Origin of the sequence: Kitasatospora sp. NBC_00458 (genome assembly GCF_036013975.1) — a bacterium.
Classification (GTDB): Bacteria; Actinomycetota; Actinomycetes; order Streptomycetales; family Streptomycetaceae; genus Kitasatospora.
Genome location: NZ_CP107904.1, coordinates 7,303,661 through 7,322,666, shown reverse-complemented (window position 1 = coordinate 7,322,666; position 19,006 = coordinate 7,303,661). Strand labels below are relative to the sequence as shown.

The following is a 19,006-nucleotide window of genomic DNA, read 5'->3' as shown; positions in this document are numbered from 1 at the left end:
GGGCCGCCCCCCGCGGAACGGCGGACGGGTCAGGCCCGCCCGAGGGCCGCGGCCGGAGCCCGGTCCCGCCCGGCCACCGGAGCCTGCGCCGCAGCGGCCTCCGCCGCCGGCGCCTCCACCCCGACGGCCTCCACCACTGCGGCCTCCACCGCGACGGCCGCCGGGGCCTCGCGGCGCAGCAGCGCGGCGTAACGGCCGTCCGCCTCCAGGAGCTCGTCGTGGGTGCCCAGCTCGACGACCTCCCCGTGGTCGAGCACGGCGATCTGGTCGGCCGCGCGCACGGTGGAGAGCCGGTGGGCGATGGTGATGGTGGTGCGGCCGGCCGCCAGGGTGTCGACGGCCTGCTGGACGGCCCGTTCGGTGCTGTTGTCGAGGGCGCTGGTGGCCTCGTCGAGGATCAGCACGGGTGGGTTGCGCAGGATGGTGCGGGCCAGGGCGAGCCGCTGCTTCTCGCCGCCCGAGAAGCGGTAGCCGCGCTCGCCGACGAGGGTCTCGAAGCCGTCCGGCAGGGCGGCGATGGTGTCGTGGATCTGCGCGGCCTTCGCCGCCTCGACGAGCTCCCCGTCGGTGGCGTCCGGTTTGGCGAAGCGCAGGTTGTCGGCGACCGAGGCGTGGAAGAGGTAGGTCTCCTGGGACACCACGCCGACCGCGCGGGCCAGGGTGTCGAAGGAGAGCTCGCGGACGTCGACGCCGTCGATGGTGACCCGGCCGCCGGTGACGTCGTAGAGCCGGGGCACGAGGTAGCTGAGGGTGGTCTTCCCCGAGCCGGTCTCGCCGACCACGGCGAGCGAGCCGCCGGCCGGGACCTTCAGCTCGATGCCGGCAAGCGTGGGCCGCCCCTGTTCCGGGTCGTAGCGGAAGTCGACGCCCTCGAAGCGGACCTCGCCGCGGATCGTCCCCAGGGCGACGGGCCGCTCGGGGTCGGCGATCTCCACCGGCAGGTCGAGGTACTCGAAGATCCGCTGGAACAGCGCGAGCGAGGTCTGCACCTGGACGCCGGTGGAGAGGAGGCTGACGGTCGGCCGGAACAGGCCCTGCTGGAGCGAGACGAAGGCGACCAGGGTGCCGACCGAGACGATCGGCGCGCCGCCGGCCGCCGCCAGTCCGGCCGCCCAGTAGATCAGCGCGGGCATGGCCGCCATCACGATCTGGATGGTGTTCATCCGCCAGCGTCCCGCCATGGAGGCGCGGACCTCAAGGTCGGCCAGCCGGTCGGACTGGGCGGTGAACTCGCGGGAGAGCGAGTCGGAGCGGCCCATGGTGCGGCCGAGCAGGATCCCGCTGACCGAGAGCGACTCCTGGACCGCCGAACTCATCGCGGCCAGCTGCTTCTGCCGGTCACCGGTGATCTTCTTGCGCTCCTGGCCGACCCGGCGGCTGATCCAGACGAACACCGGCAGCAGCACCAGGGAGACCAGGGTGAGCCGCCAGTCCAGCGCCACCATGGCGACCACCGAGGCGATCACGGCGGTGAAGTTGGAGACCAGGGAGGTGGCGGTGGAGGTCACCGTGGACTGCATGCCGCCGATGTCGTTGGCGATCCGGGACTGCACCTCACCGGTGCGGGTCCGGGTGAAGAAGGCCAGCGACATCCGCTGGAGGTGGCTGTAGACGGTGGTCCGCAGGTCGTGCATGACGCGCTGGCCGACGGTGGTGGAGATGAGCGTCTGCAGCACGTTGAAGATGCTGGTGACGACGGCGGTCGCGACCATCCCGAGTGCGAGCAGGGTCAGCAGGCCGGTCCGCCCCTGCGGGATGGCGGTGTCCAGGACAGCGCGGAGCAGGAACGGCGTGGTCACCGAGACCACGGCGGAGGCCGCCACCAGCAGGCCGACGACGGCGAGGCGGCCGGAGTAGGGGCGGAACAGGGCGAGGATGCGGCGCCACTGGGTCGGCGGGCGCGGTTCGCCCTCGTCCCGGGCGGGCGGGGTCCACTGGGTGCCTTCGGGGCGCACGGGCGCTCCTCCCTCGGTCGGCCGCGGCGCGGGCGCGGCGCACGGGGCGCGCGCCGACGGCGGGGTGGGCGGGCGGTCGGTCGCCAGCATAACGAGAGAGGCTCATAGTTAGCAAAGCTAATAGTGAGAGTATCTCCGCTCTGCCGCCCGAGGCCGCCGTGCCCACCGGAACCGCCCCGCCCGGCCCCACCGGACACCCGGCAGGGCCGGGCGGACCCGGCCCGCCCCGCCGGCCGCGCTCAGGTGGTGCGGTACGTGCGCGCCGCCTTGGAGGAGACCCCGCCGAGCCTGCCGGACGGCAGCACCCGGGCGATCGCGACGGCGAGCTTGTACCGCTTGCTCGGCACCGAGAGCGCCCGCCCGCGCGCCAGGTCGCGCAGGGCCTCGTCGACGACCCGGTCCGCGGAGAGCCAGCCCCAGGCCGGGATGTTCCCGGTGCCCATGCCCGCCCGCTCGTGGAACTCGGTCCGGGTGAAGCCCGGGCAGAGCGCCATCAGCCGCACACCGGTGCCGCCGAGGTCGCGCATCACCCCCTGGGTGAAGCTGACCACCCACGCCTTGCTCGCCCCGTACGTGCCGCGCGGGAGGAAGGCCGCCACCGAGGCGACGTTGACGACGGCGCCGCGCCCGCGCTCGCGCATCCCGGGCAGCGCGGCCGTGGTCAGCCGCAGGACCGCCTCGATGTGCACCTTCAGCATGTCCAGCTCGTCCTGGAGCGGCACGGTCGAGAACGCGCCCCTGTTGCCGAAGCCGGCGTTGTTCACCAGGAGGTCCACCGGGCGGGCGGCGTCGGCGAGCCGGGCCTCGACGGCCGCGATGCCGTCGTCGGTGGCGAGGTCGGCGGTGAGCACCTCCACCTCGACCCCGAACCTCCCCGTCAGGTCGGCGGCGGAACGCTCCAGCCGCTCGGTGTCCCGGGCCACCAGGACGAGTTGATGGCCGTTCCGGGCGAGCCGGCGGGCGAACGCGGCTCCGATGCCGGCGGTCGCGCCGGTGATCAAGGCAGTGGTGGTCATGCACCCGACCGTACCTACTCGCGGGTACCCGGCGGTACTTCGGCGGCGCGCGGGGGTGGCCCCGTCCGGGCGGCCGTCACGGAGCGTACTGCGGTGGCGGCCGATGGTTCGCACTCGTATCGTCTGTCGAGGGGGCATCGCCGGACCAGGCGGTGAAGATCCGATGAGGAGGCACGTCCGATGCTTGCTCAGCACCTGACCGGAAGGGCCACGGCGCCGCTCGCGACCCGGGCCGAACTCGACGCACTCGGTGCGCTGATGGTGGAGGACGAGGCCGTCGTCAGCGACGCGCCCACGTACCGTCCGGAAGCCGCCGCGCTGCTGCTGGTGGGACTCGCGCTGCTGCTGTCCCCGAAGCAGCCCAAGGAGAAGACCCGGTAGCCGGAACCCTCCGGTTCGGGCCACGCGCGGAGTCTCGCGGCCCAACGGCCCACCGGCCCGGCCGGCGCCGCGATTCGACGGGCCGGGGCCGCAGGCCATGAGCCCGGGCCCGGCGGAACCGCCGGCACGCGGAGGCGCCACCGACACGGGGACGCACCGCCGTCGTGCGGGCCCGCCACCGCCCTGAGACACCGCGACACCCCCTCAAGGAGAATCACGCAACCATGCCAACCGCCGATCTCTCGCTCCGCGACGAGTATGCCGCAGCGGTCGAGCGGCTGGCGGGCCGCACCCTCGACGCCCTCCGGGGTGTCGGGGGTGCGGCCGCGCTCGCCGATCCCGGCCCCGCCCCCACCGCCGGCAGCGCGCCGCGCCCGGTCCTCGCAGCCGCCCGGGTGCTCGGACCCGACCTGCTCGCCCCGCAGTCGCTCGGCGCGGCCGCCCCCGACGAACAGGCCGTGCTGCTCCTGGCCGAGGCCCTCCTCGCCTTCCCGCCCGCCGCACTCCCCCCGGGCTCCGCGCCGGGCGGCGCTTCCGGCACCTCCGGCGGGTCCGGTCCGGACCGGCTCGGCCCCGACGGGCTCGGCCCCGACGGCACCGCCGTCGTCACGGCCTGGCGGGACTGGGCGGCCGGCGCCCTGCTGACCCGGGCGCTCGCGTCCACCGGCGACCTCGACCGGCTCCCCGGCGCCGGAGCGGACCTGGCCGCGCCGCGCCCCGACCGCGTCCCGCGGCTCGAACCCCACGCCTGGCAGGCCTGGTCGGTCCGGATGGCCCAACTCTCGGCGCTGGCCCTCCCGGAGCTCGACGGCCCCGTCCACGACGCGGCCCGCGAGAACACCCTCGCGCTCGCCCGGGGCGCCGTCCGCTCGATGCTCCGCCGCGACCACCGGGTCGCCGCCCGACTGGCCCGCTGGCTCGCCTGGGCGGCCGCCGACGGCCGACCGGTACCGCTGGAGATCGCCCCCGTGCTGGAACGGATCCAGGTCGTCGGCGACGGCAGCGCCCGCACCGCCCTCGAACTCGCCATCGCGGACGCCATGCTGAGCGGAGCCGTCTCATGACCGACCACCGGATCCTGGCCACCGCGCAGCAGATCGGCTCGCGCGCGATGGGCTGGCTGCACGCCTCCCACGAGATCGGGTTCGGCAAGCTCTCGGACAACATCACCATCGACCTCGCCGACCCCAACAACGCCTACAAGCCGCTCGGCGAATGCGCGCTGGCCGCCTCGCTCGTCCTGCGCGACGGCGTCACCGGCCCGCACGACGCCCGGATCGCCCGCGAGCTGCTGGACTTCGGCTGGACCCAGCTCCGGGACGGCAACCTGCTGTACGAACGGCAGTTGCGGCACCTGGTGATGACCGACCCGCTGGAGACGTACGTCCACTTCGCCCGGGCCGGCTACCGGCACCGCCCGATGGACGAGCTGCTGGAGTCGCTCGCCAAGCTGCGGGCCGTCCAGGTCGCCGAGATCCTGCCCAGCCGCCGGCTCGCCGTCGCCAACGCGCGCCGGGTGGTGGGCCTGCGCAACCAGCCCGACGACTGGGCCGCGCTCGCCGCCGGGACCTGGCTCGGCGCCACCCCCGAACCGTGGGCGGTCGACTGGATGACCGGCTACGACATCACCCACACCGTCTTCCACATCACCGACTGGGGCGCCAGGCCCGAGAACCTGCCCGAGCCGATGCGCGACTACGTCCGCGCCTGGCTGCCCGTCTGGGTCGACATCTGGCTGGAGGTCGGCCAGTGGGACCTCGTCGGGGAGCTGCTGGTCGTCGACTCCTGCATCGGCGAACCGGTCACCGGGGCACAGGGCTGGGAGGCGCTCGCCACCGTCCAGCGCGAGGACGGCCTGATCCCGCGCGACAACTCCGAACCCGTCTCGGACGATCCCGAGCAGGCCTTCCGCGACCACGAGCACACCGCCGTCGTCGCGGTGGTCGCCGGGACCGTCACGATGTCGCGCGCCCTCGGCGGCGCCGCCGTCGCGGCCTGAACGCGATGACCGGCCCGGACGTGGCACGCACCGGCCCGGAGGCCGCGCCGAGCGGGCCCCTCCCGCCCGCCGGGGCGGCCTCCGACGGGCGGGACTCCCCGGCCGCCCGGACCACCCCGGCCGCCCCCGACGGCCCGGGCGCGGAGCAGCTGGCCCGGCTCGTCCGGGCCGCGGCGCCGTACGCCACCGCCGTGACCCTGGCCGTGGCACGCGGCGGCCGGACCGCCGTCCACTGCCACGGCCGGACCGCGCTCGACGGGGAACCCTGCACACCCGACACCGTCTTCGAACTCGGCTCCGTCACCAAGACGTACACCGCGCTGCTGCTCGCCGTGATGGCCGAGCGCGGCGAACTCGCCCTCGACGACCCGCTGGAGCGCCACCTCCCGCCGGACTGGCAGCCGCCCGACGTCCGGCACGGCGGGCCGGTCCGGCTGCTGCACCTCGCCACCCACACCTCCGGCCTGCCCAGGCTCCCGCCCGGCCTGCTGGCGACCGCCCTCCCCGCCTGGACCGCCAACCCGTACGCCGGCTACGACGAACGGCGACTCCGCGCGGGCCTGGCCCGAACCACCGTGCGCCACCGGCCCGGTGAGAGGTTCGGCTACTCGAACTACGGGGTCGGCCTGCTCGGCCGGCTGCTCGCCGGGGCCGGCGGAACCGGCTACCCCGAGCTGCTCGCCGACCGCCTGTTCCGCCCCCTCGGCCTGCACGCCACCACCTGCTCCCCCGACTCCCCGCACCGCGCCACCGGCCACCGGCGCCGCCACCCGCTCCCGCCCTGGCGCATCCCCGGCCTCCCGGGCGCCGGCGCGGTCCGGGCCGGCGGCGCCGACCTCCTGCGCTACCTGACCGCCCATCTGGAGCCGGACGACAGCGGGTTGGGACGCGCCCTGCGCGACGTCGGCCGCCCGCGGCTGCGGCTTCCGCACTCGGCCGACCTGCTCGGCCTGGTCTGGAACCTGCGCAGGACCGCGGACGGCCGCGACCTCCTCTTCCACTCCGGGGCCACCCGCGGATTCACCGCCCTCGTCGGCTTCTGTCCGCAGACCGCGACCGCGGTGGCCGCCCTCACCAACACCGGCCCGTCACTCGACGGGCGCTTCGTCCAGTCGGCCTACGACATCTTCAAGCTGCTGGCCGAGCCCACGGGTTGACCGTCCCGGCGAGGGTTCGCACGCAGGCCCCGGCGGGCAGCTCCGGCAGTCAGCACCCGGCAGGCGCGGGCCGCCGGACGGCGGGCAACGGCCGTTCCACGTCCGCCCGTTCAGGCGCCGGACGCCGGACGCCGGAGGGGCCCGTAGCCCGGCCGGCCCCGCGAGGCGGGACCGGCCGGGGCGGGGTCAGTGCCGCCCGGAGCCGGCCGCCGTGTCGGCCTCGCCGCCGGCGCCGACGGGGCGCAGGCGGGAGGCGGCGGTGGCCGCGAGCTGCGGGGCGAGCCGGGCGACGTCACGGGAGCCGACCGCCGCGATCAGGGACGGCAGCATCCAGCGGACCGGCTGCATGCCGCGCAGCCACGCCTGCGCGTAGACGTGGGCGGAGCGGCGGGCGATGCCGGCGACCAGGCGGTCCACGGCCGGGTCGAGGGGGTAGGTCTTGTTGGCCGGCCACGGCAGGCGGTCCCGCATCTGCTTGAGGACGGTGTCCTCGTCGGCGCCGCGCACCATGTCCGTGTCGGTCCAGCTCAGGTAGCCGACGCCGACCTTGACGCCCTGGTGGGCGACCTCGGCGCGGATCGCGTGCGCGAAGGCCTCGACTCCCGACTTGCTCGCGCAGTACGCGCTCATCAGCGGCGCCGGGGTGAGCGCGGCCAGCGAGGCGATCTGCAGCAGGTACCCGCGGCTGTCGGCGAGGGCGGGGAGGAAGGCCCGGGCGGTGGCCACGCTGCCGAGCAGGTTGACCTCGATGACCCGGCTGAACGCCCGGTGGTCGCTGTCCAGCAGCGGACCGCCGATGGCGATGCCGGCGTTGGCGACGACCGTGTCAATCCGGCCGTAGTGCTCCCTGATCCGGCCGGCGACCCCGGTGAGCGCCTCCACGTCGGTGACGTCCACCTCCCAGGCGGTGGCGGCGGGACCGCACTGCGCGGCGACGGCCTTGAGCTCGTCCGGTTCCAGGCCGACCAGCGCGACCTCCGCGCCGCGCCGGGCGAGGGTGCGGGCGAGGGCCGCGCCGACGCCCCGGGCGGCTCCGGTGACGACGGCGACCTGGGCGGAGAGCGGCGGGGTGGTGGTCATGCGGCGGCGGTCCTCTCGGAGCTGGCGGTTCCGGTGGCGGGCGCGGCGGCGGGCGCGGACCCTGCGGCGGCGGCCGCCGTACCGGGCAGGTGGGCGGCGGCGAGCCGGTCGATCTCGGCGGCCACCTCGGCCGGCCGCTCCAGTGGCGCCATGTGCCCGACTCCGGGCAGCAGGAGCAGCCCCTGCGGGTCGGCCAGCGCGGCGACCATCCGGTGCGCGTGCACCGGCGGGGTGAGCCGGTCGTCGGTGCCCACGACGACCGCCGTCGGCACGGTGAGCCGGGCCAGTCCGGCGCGGACGTCCAGCCGGTCCAGCACCAGGGCCCAGTTGGCCCGGACCGCGGTCGGGCAGGCGTGCACGATCCGGGCGGTCACCTCGGCCCGCTCGACCGGCGAACCGGCGCCCATCGTCCCGTACTTGAGAGCCGCCCGGGTGACCGGCCCGATCGGGCCGAGCGGCAGCCGGGAGCGGAGGATCCGGCGGTGCAGGAAGCGCCGCAGCCCCGGGGAGCGCACCGCACCCGGCACCACGCGCAGTTCGGCGACCAGGTCGGACGGGCCGGTGGAGATCAGGACGGCGGCGGCCGTCCGGTCGGCGACCCCGGGCCGGCCCGCGGCGGCCATGATGGTCATGCCGCCCATGCTGTGGCCAGCCAGCACGGCCCGCTCCCCCGCCGGGACGGTCCCGGCGAGCACGGCGGAGAGGTCCTCGGCGAGCGCGCGGGTGGAGTAGCGGACCCGGCTGGGCGGGACCTCGCTGCGCCCGTGGCCGCGCTGGTCGTAGGCGACCACCCGGTAGCGGTCGGCGAGCCGGTGGATCACCGGTGCCCAGAAGCGGGTCGAGCAGGTCCAGCCGTGCGCGAGCACGACCGTCGGCGCGCCGGGCTGCCCGTACACCTCGACGTGCAGCCGGGTGCCGTCGGCGGAGCGGACCTCCGACTCCTCGGTGGGGACGGGCGGCAGGCAGTCGGCGGGAATCGAAGGGCGGCTCATACCAGGACCTCCTCGGCCTCGGTGGCGGTCGTGCCCGCGGCACCGGTCCCGCGGAGGATCAGCTCGTACTCGGTCAGGTCGACCCGGCGGGTGGCGCGGCGGAAGGAGCTGGTGGATCCGGGCCAGAGCACGGTGTTCGTGCCGTTCTTGTCCAGGTACCAGCTGCGGCAGCCGCCGGTGGTCCAGACGGTGCGGTCCATCCGGTGCTGGAGTTCGAGGTTCCAGCGGCGCTGCGCCCGGGCGGTGGGCTGCATGGCGGCGGCGCCGACCGAGCCGAGCGTGGTCAGCGCGTCGACCAGGTAGTTGAGCTGGGACTCGATCATCAGGATCATCGAGCTGTTGCCGAGGCCGGTGTTGGGGCCGATGACGAAGAACAGGTTCGGGAAGCCGTGGACGGTGGAGCCGCGCAGCGCCTGCGCCCCGTCCTTCCACTCCTCGGCCAGGCTGGTGCCGTTGGCCCCGAACACCCGGGCGGCGACGGGGATGTCGGTGACGTGGAAGCCGGTCCCGAAGACGATCGCGTCCGCCTCGTGCTCGCTGCCGTCCGCCGCGACCAGCGTCGAACCGCGCACCTCGCTCAGGCCCGAGGAGACCACCTCGGTGTTGGCGGCGGCGAGCGCCGGGTAGTAGGTGTTGCTGAGCAGGATCCGCTTGCAGCCGATCCGGTAGTCGGGGGTGAGCCTGGCGCGCAGGGCCGGGTCGGCGACGCCGTCGGCGATGTGGCGTTCGGCGAGCCGCTGGACCACCTTGAGCAGGCCGGGCCGTCGGACGAAGGCGTCGACCTGGATCTCGCGGAGGGCGAAGAGCGCGCCGCGCCGGAGCTTCGCGGTGAGCGGCACCCGGCCGTGCAGCCACTTCTCCAGTTCGGTGATCTCGCGGTCGCGCCTGGGCAGGACCCAGGCCGGGGTGCGCTGGAAGACCGTCAGGCTGCCGACCTGCGGCTGGATCGCGGGAATGATCTGGGCGGCGGAGGCGCCGGTGCCGACCATCGCGACCCGCTGGCCGGAGAGCCGGTAGTCGTGGTCCCAGCGGGAGGAGTGGAAGACCTTGCCGGGGAAGGTGTCCAGGCCGGGCAGGTCCGGGATCTGCGGGTCGGCGAGCGGTCCGGCGGCGGCCACGACGGCGTCGGCGGTCCACCGGCCGGCCGTGGTGGCGATCCGCCAGTGGGCCCGCTCGGCGTCCCAACGGGCCTCGGTGACCTCGGTGTTGAACCGCAGGTGCGGGCGGATGCCGAAGACGTCGGTGACCTTCTCCAGGTACGCGCGGATGTCCGGCTGGCCGGAGAAGCTGCGCGGCCACTCGGGGTTGGGGGCGAAGGAGAAGGAGTAGAGGTGGGAGGGGACGTCGCAGGCGCAGCCGGGGTAGCTGTTGTCGCGCCAGGTGCCGCCGACCGAGTCGGCGCGCTCCAGGATGACGAAGTCCGTGATGCCGGCGCGGCGCAGCCGGACGCCGGCGCCGAGCCCGCCGAAGCCGGAGCCGATGACGGCGACCCGGACGTGGGGGACGCGGGACTCCTCGCCCGGGGCGGCCGGGGCTGCCGGAGTGACCGGTGCGACCGCTGCGACCGGCGCGGCTTCGTCGGTCGCACCGGCCTCGTCGGTCGCACCGGTCGCTCCGGGGCGGGGGCGCTTGCTGCTGGATGCCATGCGGCGTCCTCCTGGGATGGGGCCGTGAGGGTGCGTGCTGCCACTGCTCGGCGGGGCGCCGGTCACGCCGATCGTGCCATGCGGACCTTGAACGCCGATCGAGCCCAACCGTGCCAGCAATCACTGGCACGATTGGCAGGGTAGCCCTTGCTGACAGTCGATGGAAGAAGCACGACCACCCCGGTTCGGCGACCACCCGTCCTATGCTGATCGCCGTGGACAAGGTCAGCGCAGCCGCCGAGGACAGACGACGCGAGTACCGGGTGGAGGAACTGGCCGACGCCGCCGGCATCACCACCCGCACCCTGCGCTTCTACCGCGAGCGGAAGCTCCTCCAGCCGCCGCGCCGGGAGGGGCGGATCGCCTGGTACGGCGAGGCCCACCTGGCCCGGCTGCGCATGATCGCCGAGCTCCTGGAACGCGGCCACACCCTGGGCGGCATCGCCGAACTGATCGGCGCCGGGGAGAGCGGCCGGGACGTCGCCGAGCTGATCGGCCTGGGAGCGGCGATCGTCGCACCCTGGTCGGACGAGGTGCCGGTGCACCTCGACTGGGAGGAGCTGAAGGCGGCCTTCGGCGACCAGCTCACCGGGGAGAACACCGCCGAGTCCGTCGCCCAGGGGTTCGTCACCCTTGAGGAGGACGGGATCACCCACGTCAGCCGACGGCTGATGGACGCCACGACGGCACTGGTCGCGGAGGGCGTGCCGCTCGCCGTCGTCCTGGAGGCCAGCCGGCGGACCCAGGAGCACGTGACCGCGATCGCCGAGATCTTCACCGCGCTGGTCCGCGAGCAGTTCCTGGGCGCGCTCACCGGCGAGGCCCCGCTGCCGCCGGGCGAGGCGGCCCGGCTGACCGAGCAGATACTGCGGGTCCGCCCGCTCGCCCGCACGGTCACCGACGCCCAGTTCGCGCTCGCGATGGACCGGCGGGTGCACGCCGAGTACGACGAGCTGCTGCGGCTGCGGATGGAGCAGCCGGGCGAGGAGTGACGGACGGCGGCCGCCACCGCCCCCGCCCCCGCCCCGCCCCCGCGGACGTGGCCTCCACCGCCACGTCCGCCTCCACCGTCACCCCGGCCGCCACCGAGGCGTAACGATCCGTTCCCCCGGGCAGGGATCGGGCGCCCCGCCGCCCGCCGGAACGGAGTCGCCCGATGCCCGATGCCGCCGCCCGCGCCCTCACCCGCCGCACACTGTTCGCCCTCGCCTCCGGCCTCGCGCTCGCCGCCTGCGGCTCCGGCGGGACCGGCGGGGTGACCGGGTCCGACGGGTCCGACGGGTCCGACGGGTCGAGCACACCGGGCGCGTCCTCCGGCGGCCCCCGGGTCGTCCGGCACGCGCGCGGCGAGAGCACCGTCCCGGCCCGCGCCGCCCGCGTGGTCGTCCTCGACACCGACGCCCTCGACTCGGCGGTCACCCTCGGCCTCACCCCGGTCGGCGCCACCACGGTGGCCGCCGGTGCGCCGTTCCCCGCCTACCTGCCCGCCGACCGCCTGGCCGGGGTCAAGGCCGTCGGCACCATCGGCGCGCCCAACCTGGAAGCGATCGTCGCGCTGCGGCCCGACCTCATCCTGAGCAACCAGGTCCGCGACGACAAGCGCTACGACGAGCTGTCCAGGATCGCACCGACCGTCCTGAGCAGGACCACCGGCCCTGCCTGGAAGGAGAACGTCCGGCTGCACGCCGAGGCACTGGGCAGGCAGTCGGAGGCCGCCGCCGCGGAGGAGGCGTACCGGACGAAGGTGCGCGAGCTGGTCACCGCCCTCGGCGGCCCGGCGAAGGCGGCCGCGCTCAAGGTCGAGATGGCCCGCTTCCTGGCCGGCGCGCCCACCCGCCTCTACCTCAACGACACCTTCGTGGGCTCGCTGTTCAAGGACCTCGGCGTCGGCCGCCCCGCCAACCAGGACAAGCCCGGCTTCTCGATCGAGATCAGCCCCGAACAGGTCGACCAGGCCGCGGCCGACGTCATCTTCTACTCCGTCTACGGGGATCCGGCCGAGTCCGACCACACGAGGATCGTCACGGGCTCGCTCTGGAGCAGCCTCGACGCGGTGCGCGACGGGAAGGTCTACGAGGTGGACGACAACCTCTGGATGCTCGGCATCGGCTACGGCGGCGCGGGTCAGGTCCTCGACCAGATCCGGCGGCACCTCGTCGGCTGACCGCCCGCCGCCACCCGGCACCGCCACCGGCACCGCCGAGCCCCCTCCCCCGGCCCTCCGTCGGCCGCCGGTGCCCGAACCGCGTGACCGGGGCGGGCGGCGGATCTACCATCCGTCCATGATCGAAGGCAGAGCAGTGAGGCTGCGCGCGCCGCGCGCGGAGGACGCGGAGCACCAGCTCCGGTGGCGCAACGACCCGGAGGTGGTGCGCTGGGCGGCGGCCGGCGACCCGCGCTTCGGCCCGACCACCGCCGAGGCGCTGGCAGAGCGCTTCGGCCGGATCCTGCGGCTCGACCCGCGCGAGACCGCCGTGTTCACCGTCGAGGAGACGGCCGGCGGTCGCACCATCGGCCTGGTCGACTACCGGGGCCTCGACCCGTACGAGGGGGTCGTCGAGGTCGGGATCGCCATCGGCGAGAAGGAGTTCTGGGGCGGCGGGTACGGGTCGGAAGCGCTCGGGCTGCTGGTGGACCACCTGTTCGGCGCGTTCCCGCTGCACCGGATGGAGCTGGACACCTGGAGCGGCAACGAGCGCGCCGCCCGCGCGTTCACCCGCCTCGGCTTCCGGGAGGAGGGGCGGCGCCGGGACGCGGTGCTGCTCGACGGCGCCCGCTACGACCGGGTGCTGTTCGGCATGCTCCGGTCCGAGTGGGAGGAGCGGCGCCGTCAGGACACCTCCGACGGAGGGTAGTCCGGGGACGCCGTCGTGAGGCGGGGGCCGCCCGAGGCAGGCGGGGCGCCCGGAGCACGGGTGGCGCGACAGGCGGCCGCTCCCCGTCAGAACAGCTTGACCAGCAGGGCGAGCACGAGCACGAGGGGGACCCCCAGGACGGCGGCGGCGATCGGGCCGAAGCAGAAGACGATCATCCAGCCGTCCGAACCCGCTTCGCCCCGCCGGGCCGTGTCGAAGCACCAGCCCACCCCCGCGCCGCCCAGCGCGAGGAGGATGCCCGCGAGCCCGGCGAACTCGACGGACGCCCCGATCGACTCCTCGAACGCGTCGCCGCCGGCCAGCCGCACCTCCACCCGGCTGCCCGCGGGGTGGAGACCGCCGGCCTCCCTCAGCCGGACACGCCGCCCTACCTCGGAGCCGCCCGCCGGTACGAACCGGCCGTCGCACTCCACGCCGTCGCCGCCACCCTCGAAGTCCGAGGTACGGAAGCACTCGTCGACGACCACCCGGCCGTCGACGGCACCGATGCCGAGGGTGGCCGCCATCCGCTGGCCGGGCAGCAGCCAGACCACGAACAGGGTCGCCCCGAGACAGACCAGCCCGCCGAGGGACGCGGCAACCCGGACCCCCCGCCTGCGCCGTGCACGCTCCACCCCGGTCTCCCCCCGCTGCGCCTCACCGTGCCCGGCCACCCCTCCTCCCCAACCTAGCGGTCGGCGGCGACAGTCGGATACGGGCGGTCGACACGGCCGGCCCGGACCGCTCCCGCCGGTGCCGCGGCGGCGCGGGACGGACCCGGCCCGACCCGACCCGCGCCGGGTCGCCGAGCCGCGGGGCCGACCGGCCGGGTGGACCTCCGGCCTGGCCCGGTGGACCACCGGCCGCTCCCCGGGCAGACTGCCGCCATGGCCGACCTCCGCGTCCTCACCCCCGCCGACCCCGCCGACTGGCCGCTCTGGCGGGACGCCCGGCTCGCCGCACTCACCGACGCGCCGCACGCCTTCCGCATCCGGGCGTCGGACTGGCACCTCGGCGAGGAGGAGCGGTGGCGGGCCCGGTTCGCGCGGCCGGACGCCGTCCACGTGGTGGCCGTCCTGGGCGACGGCCGACCGGTCGGACTGGCCTGCGGCATGCCCGGGCCGGACGGCGGGGCCGGCGGGGTGAGCGAGCTGCGGTCGGTCTGGGTCGGCCCCGGGGCGCGGGGACGGGGGCTCGGGGACCGTCTGATCGCGGCGGTCGAGGCGTGGGCCCAACACGCCGGGTCCACCTCGCTGCGCCTCGCCGTGGTCCCGGGCAACGAGGCCGCCGTCGCCCTCTACCGGCGCAACGGGTTCGCCGCCACCGGCGAGCCCGGCGCCCCGCTCCCCGGCGGTGCCACCACGGAGTACGTGATGACGAAACGGCTCCCGCCCGCGTGACGCGCCCTCCGCCTGCCGCCACCCGTACAACAACCCGGTGGGCAAGGCCCGTTGCTCCCGCCGGAACCGGAACCGGAACGGGCACCGGCACCGAATGCCATGTGCGCCCGGGGGCAGGGCCGCGTAGAGTCCGTCGGCATGGCTGAGACGACAGTTCCCATTCTGCCCTGCCAAACCCTCCAGCCCGTACTGGAGTTCTACACCGCCCTCGGCTTCGAGGTCACCTACCACCAGAAGAGCCCCAACCCCTACGCCGTCGTCGAGCGCGGCGGCATCCAGCTGCACTTCTTCGGCATGAAGCGGTACGACCCCGCCGGCTCCTTCAGCACCTGCCTGATCTGCACCGACGACGTGGACGGGCTGCACGCCGCCTTCCGGGCGGGCCTCAAGGCCGCCTACGGCCGGGTGCCGACCCGGGGCCTGCCGCGGATCGGCGCGGTGGGCGACACGTCGCACGGCGTCCGGCAGTTCCTGATGACCGATCCGGGCGGCAACTGCCTGCGGATCGTCCGGCCGATCGACGACGACCAGGGCCACCGCCCGCCCCCGGACGAGCCGTTCGCCAAGGCGCTGCACCACGCGGCGCTGCTCGCCGACTCCAAGGAGGACCTGACCGCCGCCGCCCGGCTCCTGGACCGGGCGCTGGCCTCGGAGGGCGAACGCCCGGAGCCCGCCGTGCTGTTCCGGATGCTCGCCCTGCGCGCCGATCTGGCCGACCGGATGTCCGACGCGGTCTCGGCCGCCGCCTTCGCCGCACGGGCCGCGGCCGTCGCCGACGGACTCACCGCGGCGGAACGCGAGTCCGTCGGCGACGACCTGGACCGGCTCGCCGGAATCTCACCCTGACGCCCTGACCGCCCGACGGAAGGTCAGAGCGAGCGCTCCAGCAGCGCGAGCAGCGCCGCCCAGTGCCGGGCGTCGGCCTCGGGGTGGTAGGAGGCGGTGTCGGCCTGGGTGAAGCCGTGCGGCGCCCCCCGGTAGACCTCGCAGGTGTACCGGAGACCGGCGTCGGCGAAGGACTTCGCCAGCCGGTCGATCTGCTCGACCGGCAGCGAGGGGTCCTGGTCGGCATGGCCGAAGTACAGCTCCGCGCGGACCCGTTCGGCGAGCAGGTGCGGGCTGTCCGGTTCCGCGGTGGCGAGCAGGCCGCCGTGGAACCCGGCCGCCGCGGCCACCCGGTCCGGATGGGCGGCCGCGGTCCGCAGCGCGAGGTCCGCCCCCAGGCAGTAGCCGGTGATGCCGACCGGTCCGTCCGCGACCGCCGGGGAGTCGGCCAGCCACCGCAGGTACGCGCCGGCGTCGCGGGCGACGATCCCGGGGGTGAGCGAGTCCATCATCGGGCCGAGCCGCTCGAAGAGCGTCGGGTCGGTGCGGGTGCTGATCAGCGCGGGTGGCGCGGGCAGTTCGACGAGCGGCGCGCGCCCGTACCGGTAGAACACGTTGGGCACCAGCACGGTGTACCCCTCGGCGGCGAGCCGGTCCGCCATCGACTCCAGGACCGGGCGCAGCCCGAAGGCGTTCATGTACAGCAGGACGCCCGGGTGGGCCCGCCCGTCCTCGGGGTGGGCCAGGTAGGCGTCGGCGACGCCGTCGGCGGTCGGGACGTCCACGGAGCTGCCGCGCACGGCGATCGTCGTCATGTGGTTCCGTTCTCCTCTGTCTGCGGGTGCCCGGTCCGCGAGGTGTCGACGGCCCGGCACAGCTCTTCCACGCAATCCCCCACCCGGCGGCCCGCGGTGTCTACGACCAGGCGGTCACGGTGCCACGGCTCGTAGGCGCGGTTCGTGATCTCCGCCCAGTCGGGCAGGGCCAGGCCGGGTATGTCGACGGTGCGCCGCTCCGCCCGGCGGCGGTGCTCGGCGGGGTCGGAGCAGACGACCTCCGCTTCCAGGAAGGGGACTCCGGCCCGGAGGGCGGCGTCCCGCCAGGCGTCGCGGGTGACGGCGAGCGGGTTGACGGATTCGCCGACGACGGTGAGGCCCTGGCGCAGGTGCTCCTCCGCGAGCGCGTAGGCGACGGCGTAGCCGGCCGGTCCGATCGGCACGTCCGCGCGCCCCGCCCGCCGGATGGCCTGCTCGATGGTGTCGACCCGCAGGTGGACGGCGCCGGTCCGGCGGGCCAGGACGCGGGCCAGCGTGGTCTTTCCGGTGGCGGGGAGGCCTCCGATGACGATCAGCACCGCCCCATCCTCGCAGACCGGACCGGCGGACCGGCGCGTGGACAGGCGGGTCAGGACGCCCAGTTGCGGGTGCAGAGGACGAGGCGGTAGCCGTCCGGGTCGGCGACGGTGACGCCGAACTCGTCCCAGTACGGGTTGTGGGCGGGGACCCGGGTGCCCCCGGCGGCCCGGAGCCGGTCGAGGAGGGCCGGGTCCACGGGTGCGCCGAGGTAGACGACGAAGAGGTCGTCGACGGTGGGGGTCGGCTCCAGCGGGTTCTCGGGGTCGTGGGTGAGTTCGAAGTGCCAGCCGCCCCCCGCGGGGCCGACCATCAGGAGGTCGTGCTCGCCCGACACGCGCTCGGTGGTGCGCCACAGGACGGTGAGGCCGAGCGCGTCGACGTAGAAGCGTTCGGCGGCGGCCAGGTCCCCGGAGGGGCGGGCGATGCGGACGTGGGTGGTGGAGTCGATCATGGAGGCCGAGCGTACCGGGCGGCCCTCCGGCCGCACCGGGCGGCCCGTGCACCGCGCGCCCACCCGCCTCGCCACCTGCGCGGCTGCCCGCGCCACCGGCCTGACGCGCCGTCGCCCGCCGACCCGGCCGGGTCACCCGCCGGCCGGGCTTCCGGCGCACCCGGCGCCGACGGGGCGTCAGAGCCTGCGCAGCCGCTCCTCGTCGGCCGTGCGGGGGCAGGTGAGGCACGCGTTGCCGGGCTGGATCGCGTAGTAGAGGCAGCAGCCGAGCCTGGTCCGGGTGTGGTGGGCGCGTCCGTCCTCACCGCGCAGCAGGCGGAAGTCGGCGGCCCCGGGGAGCGGTTCGGTGTGCCCGGGCAGGACGGCCCCGGCCGCGGCGACGGCGGCGGCCTCGTGGGTGGCGGGGTGCGGGGCGGCCTCGGACGGGCCGGGGCGTGCGGCTTCCTCCGCCCGGAGGGCCCGCGTCGCAGCCCCGGCCGCCGCGCAGGACTCCCCCTCGCCCCCGGCCGCGCCGCTCCGGGCACCGGCCGGCTCCGTGAAGACGGCCCGGAGCTCGGCGGGACCGTGGACGGCGCCCCCGAGGACGGCCTCCACGGTGGCGGCCGCGCGGGCGGCCGCCGACGCCCCGGCCTCCCCGGCTTCCCCGGCCTCCCCGGCCGGGTGCGTCGCGTCGAGCATCCGCCCGAGGTACCAGATCGCCGAGGCGAGGTCGTCGGTGACCATGCCCCACAGCGCCCTGGTGCCGCGCCGGGCGGGGGCGGCGAAGGCGGTGAGCAGCGGTTCGACGTGGGTGACGACGGCGGCCCGCAGCTCGGCCCGGAGCTCGTCCTCCCCCGCCAGGGTGACGTGGGCGCGCGGACGCAGCGCGAGGTCACCGGTGGCGGCGTGCATCCAGAGGTCCGCGCCGCCGATCAGCGGCACGCGCCGGGCCAGGTACCAGGGCCCGGCGATCAGCACCGAGACCGACCAGAGGTAGTGGTGGAGCAGCCGGGACGCGACGACGTGGGGGCGCGGCGAGGTGCCGTACCCGGCGGCCACGGGTGCGATCCGGGCGGCCTCGCCGGCCAGGGAGTCGGCCAACGCCTCCGGGTCGCCCGCGAGTTCGGCGGCGGAGTACCAGCCCTGGAGGCGGGAGGGCGCGGGTTCGTCGTCCGCGAGCAGCCGGACCCGGAGCACGGGGCAGAGGTCCAGCAGCCGCCGGTAGTCGGCGTCCAGGGGGTTCGCCGCGCGGACGGCGGCGGGCACGGGCGGGCCCGAGGAGATCATCGGCACTCCCGAGATCGTGTTAGGTGAGCCTCACCTTATAGGCATGCGGAGGCCGTTCCGCGCCACCCCGCCCCGACCGTCCCCGTACGGCCCAATCCGGCCGGGATTTGACGTTGTTAGGCTTGCCTAACCTAATATTTGACTCCGTGTTCACCATCGATCCGCCGGCCCCCTCAGCCGCGGCGAAGCCCCGCCCCTCGTCGGCCCGACCCGCGTTCCCGCCGGTCGGCGCAGCCACCGCCGCCGCGGTCCGCGCACCCGCCCGCCCGACGCCGTGACCGGGCGGAGCGAGGCACCGGGCGCCCCGGCCCGGCGGGGGCCGCGCCCGGCCCGCGGCCGCCGGGTCGTCGGGGCGCCGGACGGGACGCCGCCGCCGGACACCCCCGCCGCGGCGCCCGGCACGGCGCGCGCCGACGCCACCGGCACGGCGGGCGCCACGCGGGGCCGCCCGGCCCCGCCCGGCCCCGTCCGACGTCCGGAGCGACGCCTCCGGGCCCGCGCCGCCGGACCAGCCACGGACCCGCACGGGCCGTCGCGGGCGGTGGGAGCGCCGGAGCCCGGTGGAACCGGCCGCCGGCGAATCGCCCCCCTCGGGGCGGGTAGGCCCTGCGGTGCCCGCCCCCTGCCG

The 19,006-nt window shown here is 75.8% G+C and carries 19 protein-coding genes; 9 read left to right on the top strand and 10 right to left on the bottom strand.

The features are described 5' to 3' along the window. Positions 1 to 29: 29 nt before the first annotated feature. Together OG550_RS29855 and OG550_RS29850 are read right to left on the bottom strand one after the other, a co-directional pair. Entirely contained in the window at positions 30 to 1,955 is a 1,926-nt protein-coding gene (locus OG550_RS29855) for an ABC transporter ATP-binding protein (protein WP_327682757.1), read from the bottom strand. Positions 1,956 to 2,194: 239 nt separating this feature from the next. After that, positions 2,195 to 2,971 carry an SDR family NAD(P)-dependent oxidoreductase gene (locus OG550_RS29850; protein WP_327682755.1) on the bottom strand — a complete coding sequence of 259 codons (777 nt, stop codon included), beginning with the start codon at positions 2,969 to 2,971 and terminating at the stop codon, positions 2,195 to 2,197. 180 nt (positions 2,972 to 3,151) lie between these two features. On the opposite strand from OG550_RS29850, the gene OG550_RS29845 reads away from it, so the two are divergent. The 4 genes from OG550_RS29845 to OG550_RS29830 all read left to right on the top strand — a co-directional run bounded on the left by OG550_RS29845 (position 3,152) and on the right by OG550_RS29830 (position 6,508). Next, positions 3,152 to 3,352, top strand: coding sequence for a hypothetical protein (locus OG550_RS29845; RefSeq protein WP_327682753.1), 201 nt, complete (start codon positions 3,152 to 3,154; stop codon positions 3,350 to 3,352). A 224-nt stretch (positions 3,353 to 3,576) separates the two neighbouring features. Then, on the top strand, positions 3,577 to 4,416 hold the full coding sequence (locus OG550_RS29840) for a hypothetical protein (protein ID WP_327682751.1): 840 nt from the start codon (positions 3,577 to 3,579) through the stop codon (positions 4,414 to 4,416). Then, positions 4,413 to 5,351: a DUF6895 family protein gene (locus OG550_RS29835; protein WP_327682750.1), complete on the top strand. Its 939-nt coding sequence runs from the start codon at positions 4,413 to 4,415 to the stop codon at positions 5,349 to 5,351. The genes OG550_RS29840 and OG550_RS29835 overlap by 4 nt, the downstream gene beginning before the upstream one ends. A 20-nt stretch (positions 5,352 to 5,371) precedes the next feature. Then, on the top strand, positions 5,372 to 6,508 hold the full coding sequence (locus OG550_RS29830) for a serine hydrolase domain-containing protein (protein WP_327682748.1): 1,137 nt from the start codon (positions 5,372 to 5,374) through the stop codon (positions 6,506 to 6,508). Positions 6,509 to 6,694: 186 nt separating this feature from the next. On the opposite strand, the gene OG550_RS29825 is transcribed toward OG550_RS29830, so the two are convergent. The 3 genes from OG550_RS29825 to OG550_RS29815 are packed head-to-tail and all read right to left on the bottom strand — an operon-like array spanning position 6,695 to position 10,226. After that, complete coding sequence (locus OG550_RS29825) at positions 6,695 to 7,588, bottom strand: SDR family oxidoreductase (RefSeq protein WP_327682747.1); 894 nt, start codon at positions 7,586 to 7,588, stop codon at positions 6,695 to 6,697. Beyond that, positions 7,585 to 8,580, bottom strand: a complete 996-nt coding sequence (locus OG550_RS29820) for an alpha/beta fold hydrolase (protein ID WP_327682745.1) — start codon at positions 8,578 to 8,580, stop codon at positions 7,585 to 7,587. The genes OG550_RS29825 and OG550_RS29820 overlap by 4 nt, the downstream gene beginning before the upstream one ends. Next, on the bottom strand, positions 8,577 to 10,226 hold the full coding sequence (locus tag OG550_RS29815) for a flavin-containing monooxygenase (RefSeq protein WP_327682743.1): 1,650 nt from the start codon (positions 10,224 to 10,226) through the stop codon (positions 8,577 to 8,579). The genes OG550_RS29820 and OG550_RS29815 overlap by 4 nt, the downstream gene beginning before the upstream one ends. Positions 10,227 to 10,441: 215 nt before the next feature. Here OG550_RS29815 and OG550_RS29810 point away from each other — a divergent pair, with 215 nt between their 5' ends. The 3 genes from OG550_RS29810 (at position 10,442) to OG550_RS29800 (ending at position 13,081) form a co-directional block, all read left to right on the top strand. Beyond that, complete coding sequence (locus OG550_RS29810) at positions 10,442 to 11,218, top strand: MerR family transcriptional regulator (protein ID WP_327682742.1); 777 nt, start codon at positions 10,442 to 10,444, stop codon at positions 11,216 to 11,218. Positions 11,219 to 11,382: 164 nt separating this feature from the next. Continuing rightward, positions 11,383 to 12,390: an ABC transporter substrate-binding protein gene (locus OG550_RS29805; protein WP_327682740.1), complete on the top strand. Its 1,008-nt coding sequence runs from the start codon at positions 11,383 to 11,385 to the stop codon at positions 12,388 to 12,390. Positions 12,391 to 12,508: 118 nt separating this feature from the next. Further along, the gene (locus OG550_RS29800; RefSeq protein WP_327682738.1) at positions 12,509 to 13,081 is read left to right on the top strand and encodes a GNAT family N-acetyltransferase; all 573 of its coding nucleotides are present in this window, start codon (positions 12,509 to 12,511) and stop codon (positions 13,079 to 13,081) included. A gap of 86 nt (positions 13,082 to 13,167) precedes the next feature. On the opposite strand, the gene OG550_RS29795 is transcribed toward OG550_RS29800, so the two are convergent. Continuing rightward, complete coding sequence (locus OG550_RS29795) at positions 13,168 to 13,716, bottom strand: hypothetical protein (protein WP_327682736.1); 549 nt, start codon at positions 13,714 to 13,716, stop codon at positions 13,168 to 13,170. 252 nt (positions 13,717 to 13,968) lie between these two features. On the opposite strand from OG550_RS29795, the gene OG550_RS29790 reads away from it, so the two are divergent. Together OG550_RS29790 and OG550_RS29785 are read left to right on the top strand one after the other, a co-directional pair. Further along, complete coding sequence (locus OG550_RS29790) at positions 13,969 to 14,481, top strand: GNAT family N-acetyltransferase (protein ID WP_327682734.1); 513 nt, start codon at positions 13,969 to 13,971, stop codon at positions 14,479 to 14,481. Positions 14,482 to 14,619: 138 nt separating this feature from the next. After that, the gene (locus OG550_RS29785; protein WP_327682733.1) at positions 14,620 to 15,327 is read left to right on the top strand and encodes a bleomycin resistance protein; all 708 of its coding nucleotides are present in this window, start codon (positions 14,620 to 14,622) and stop codon (positions 15,325 to 15,327) included. Positions 15,328 to 15,350: 23 nt separating this feature from the next. Here OG550_RS29785 and OG550_RS29780 read toward each other — a convergent pair whose 3' ends face one another. The 4 genes from OG550_RS29780 to OG550_RS29765 all read right to left on the bottom strand — a co-directional run bounded on the left by OG550_RS29780 (position 15,351) and on the right by OG550_RS29765 (position 18,378). Next, positions 15,351 to 16,121 (bottom strand): dienelactone hydrolase family protein, encoded by a 771-nt coding sequence (locus OG550_RS29780; protein WP_327682731.1) that lies wholly within the window; start codon positions 16,119 to 16,121, stop codon positions 15,351 to 15,353. Continuing rightward, positions 16,118 to 16,660: an AAA family ATPase gene (locus tag OG550_RS29775; RefSeq protein WP_327682730.1), complete on the bottom strand. Its 543-nt coding sequence runs from the start codon at positions 16,658 to 16,660 to the stop codon at positions 16,118 to 16,120. The genes OG550_RS29780 and OG550_RS29775 overlap by 4 nt, the downstream gene beginning before the upstream one ends. A gap of 50 nt (positions 16,661 to 16,710) precedes the next feature. Then, complete coding sequence (locus tag OG550_RS29770; protein ID WP_327682728.1) at positions 16,711 to 17,112, bottom strand: VOC family protein; 402 nt, start codon at positions 17,110 to 17,112, stop codon at positions 16,711 to 16,713. Between the two features lie 177 nt (positions 17,113 to 17,289). Next, complete coding sequence (locus OG550_RS29765) at positions 17,290 to 18,378, bottom strand: (2Fe-2S)-binding protein (RefSeq protein ID WP_442906189.1); 1,089 nt, start codon at positions 18,376 to 18,378, stop codon at positions 17,290 to 17,292. Between the last annotated feature and the right edge of the window lie 628 nt (positions 18,379 to 19,006).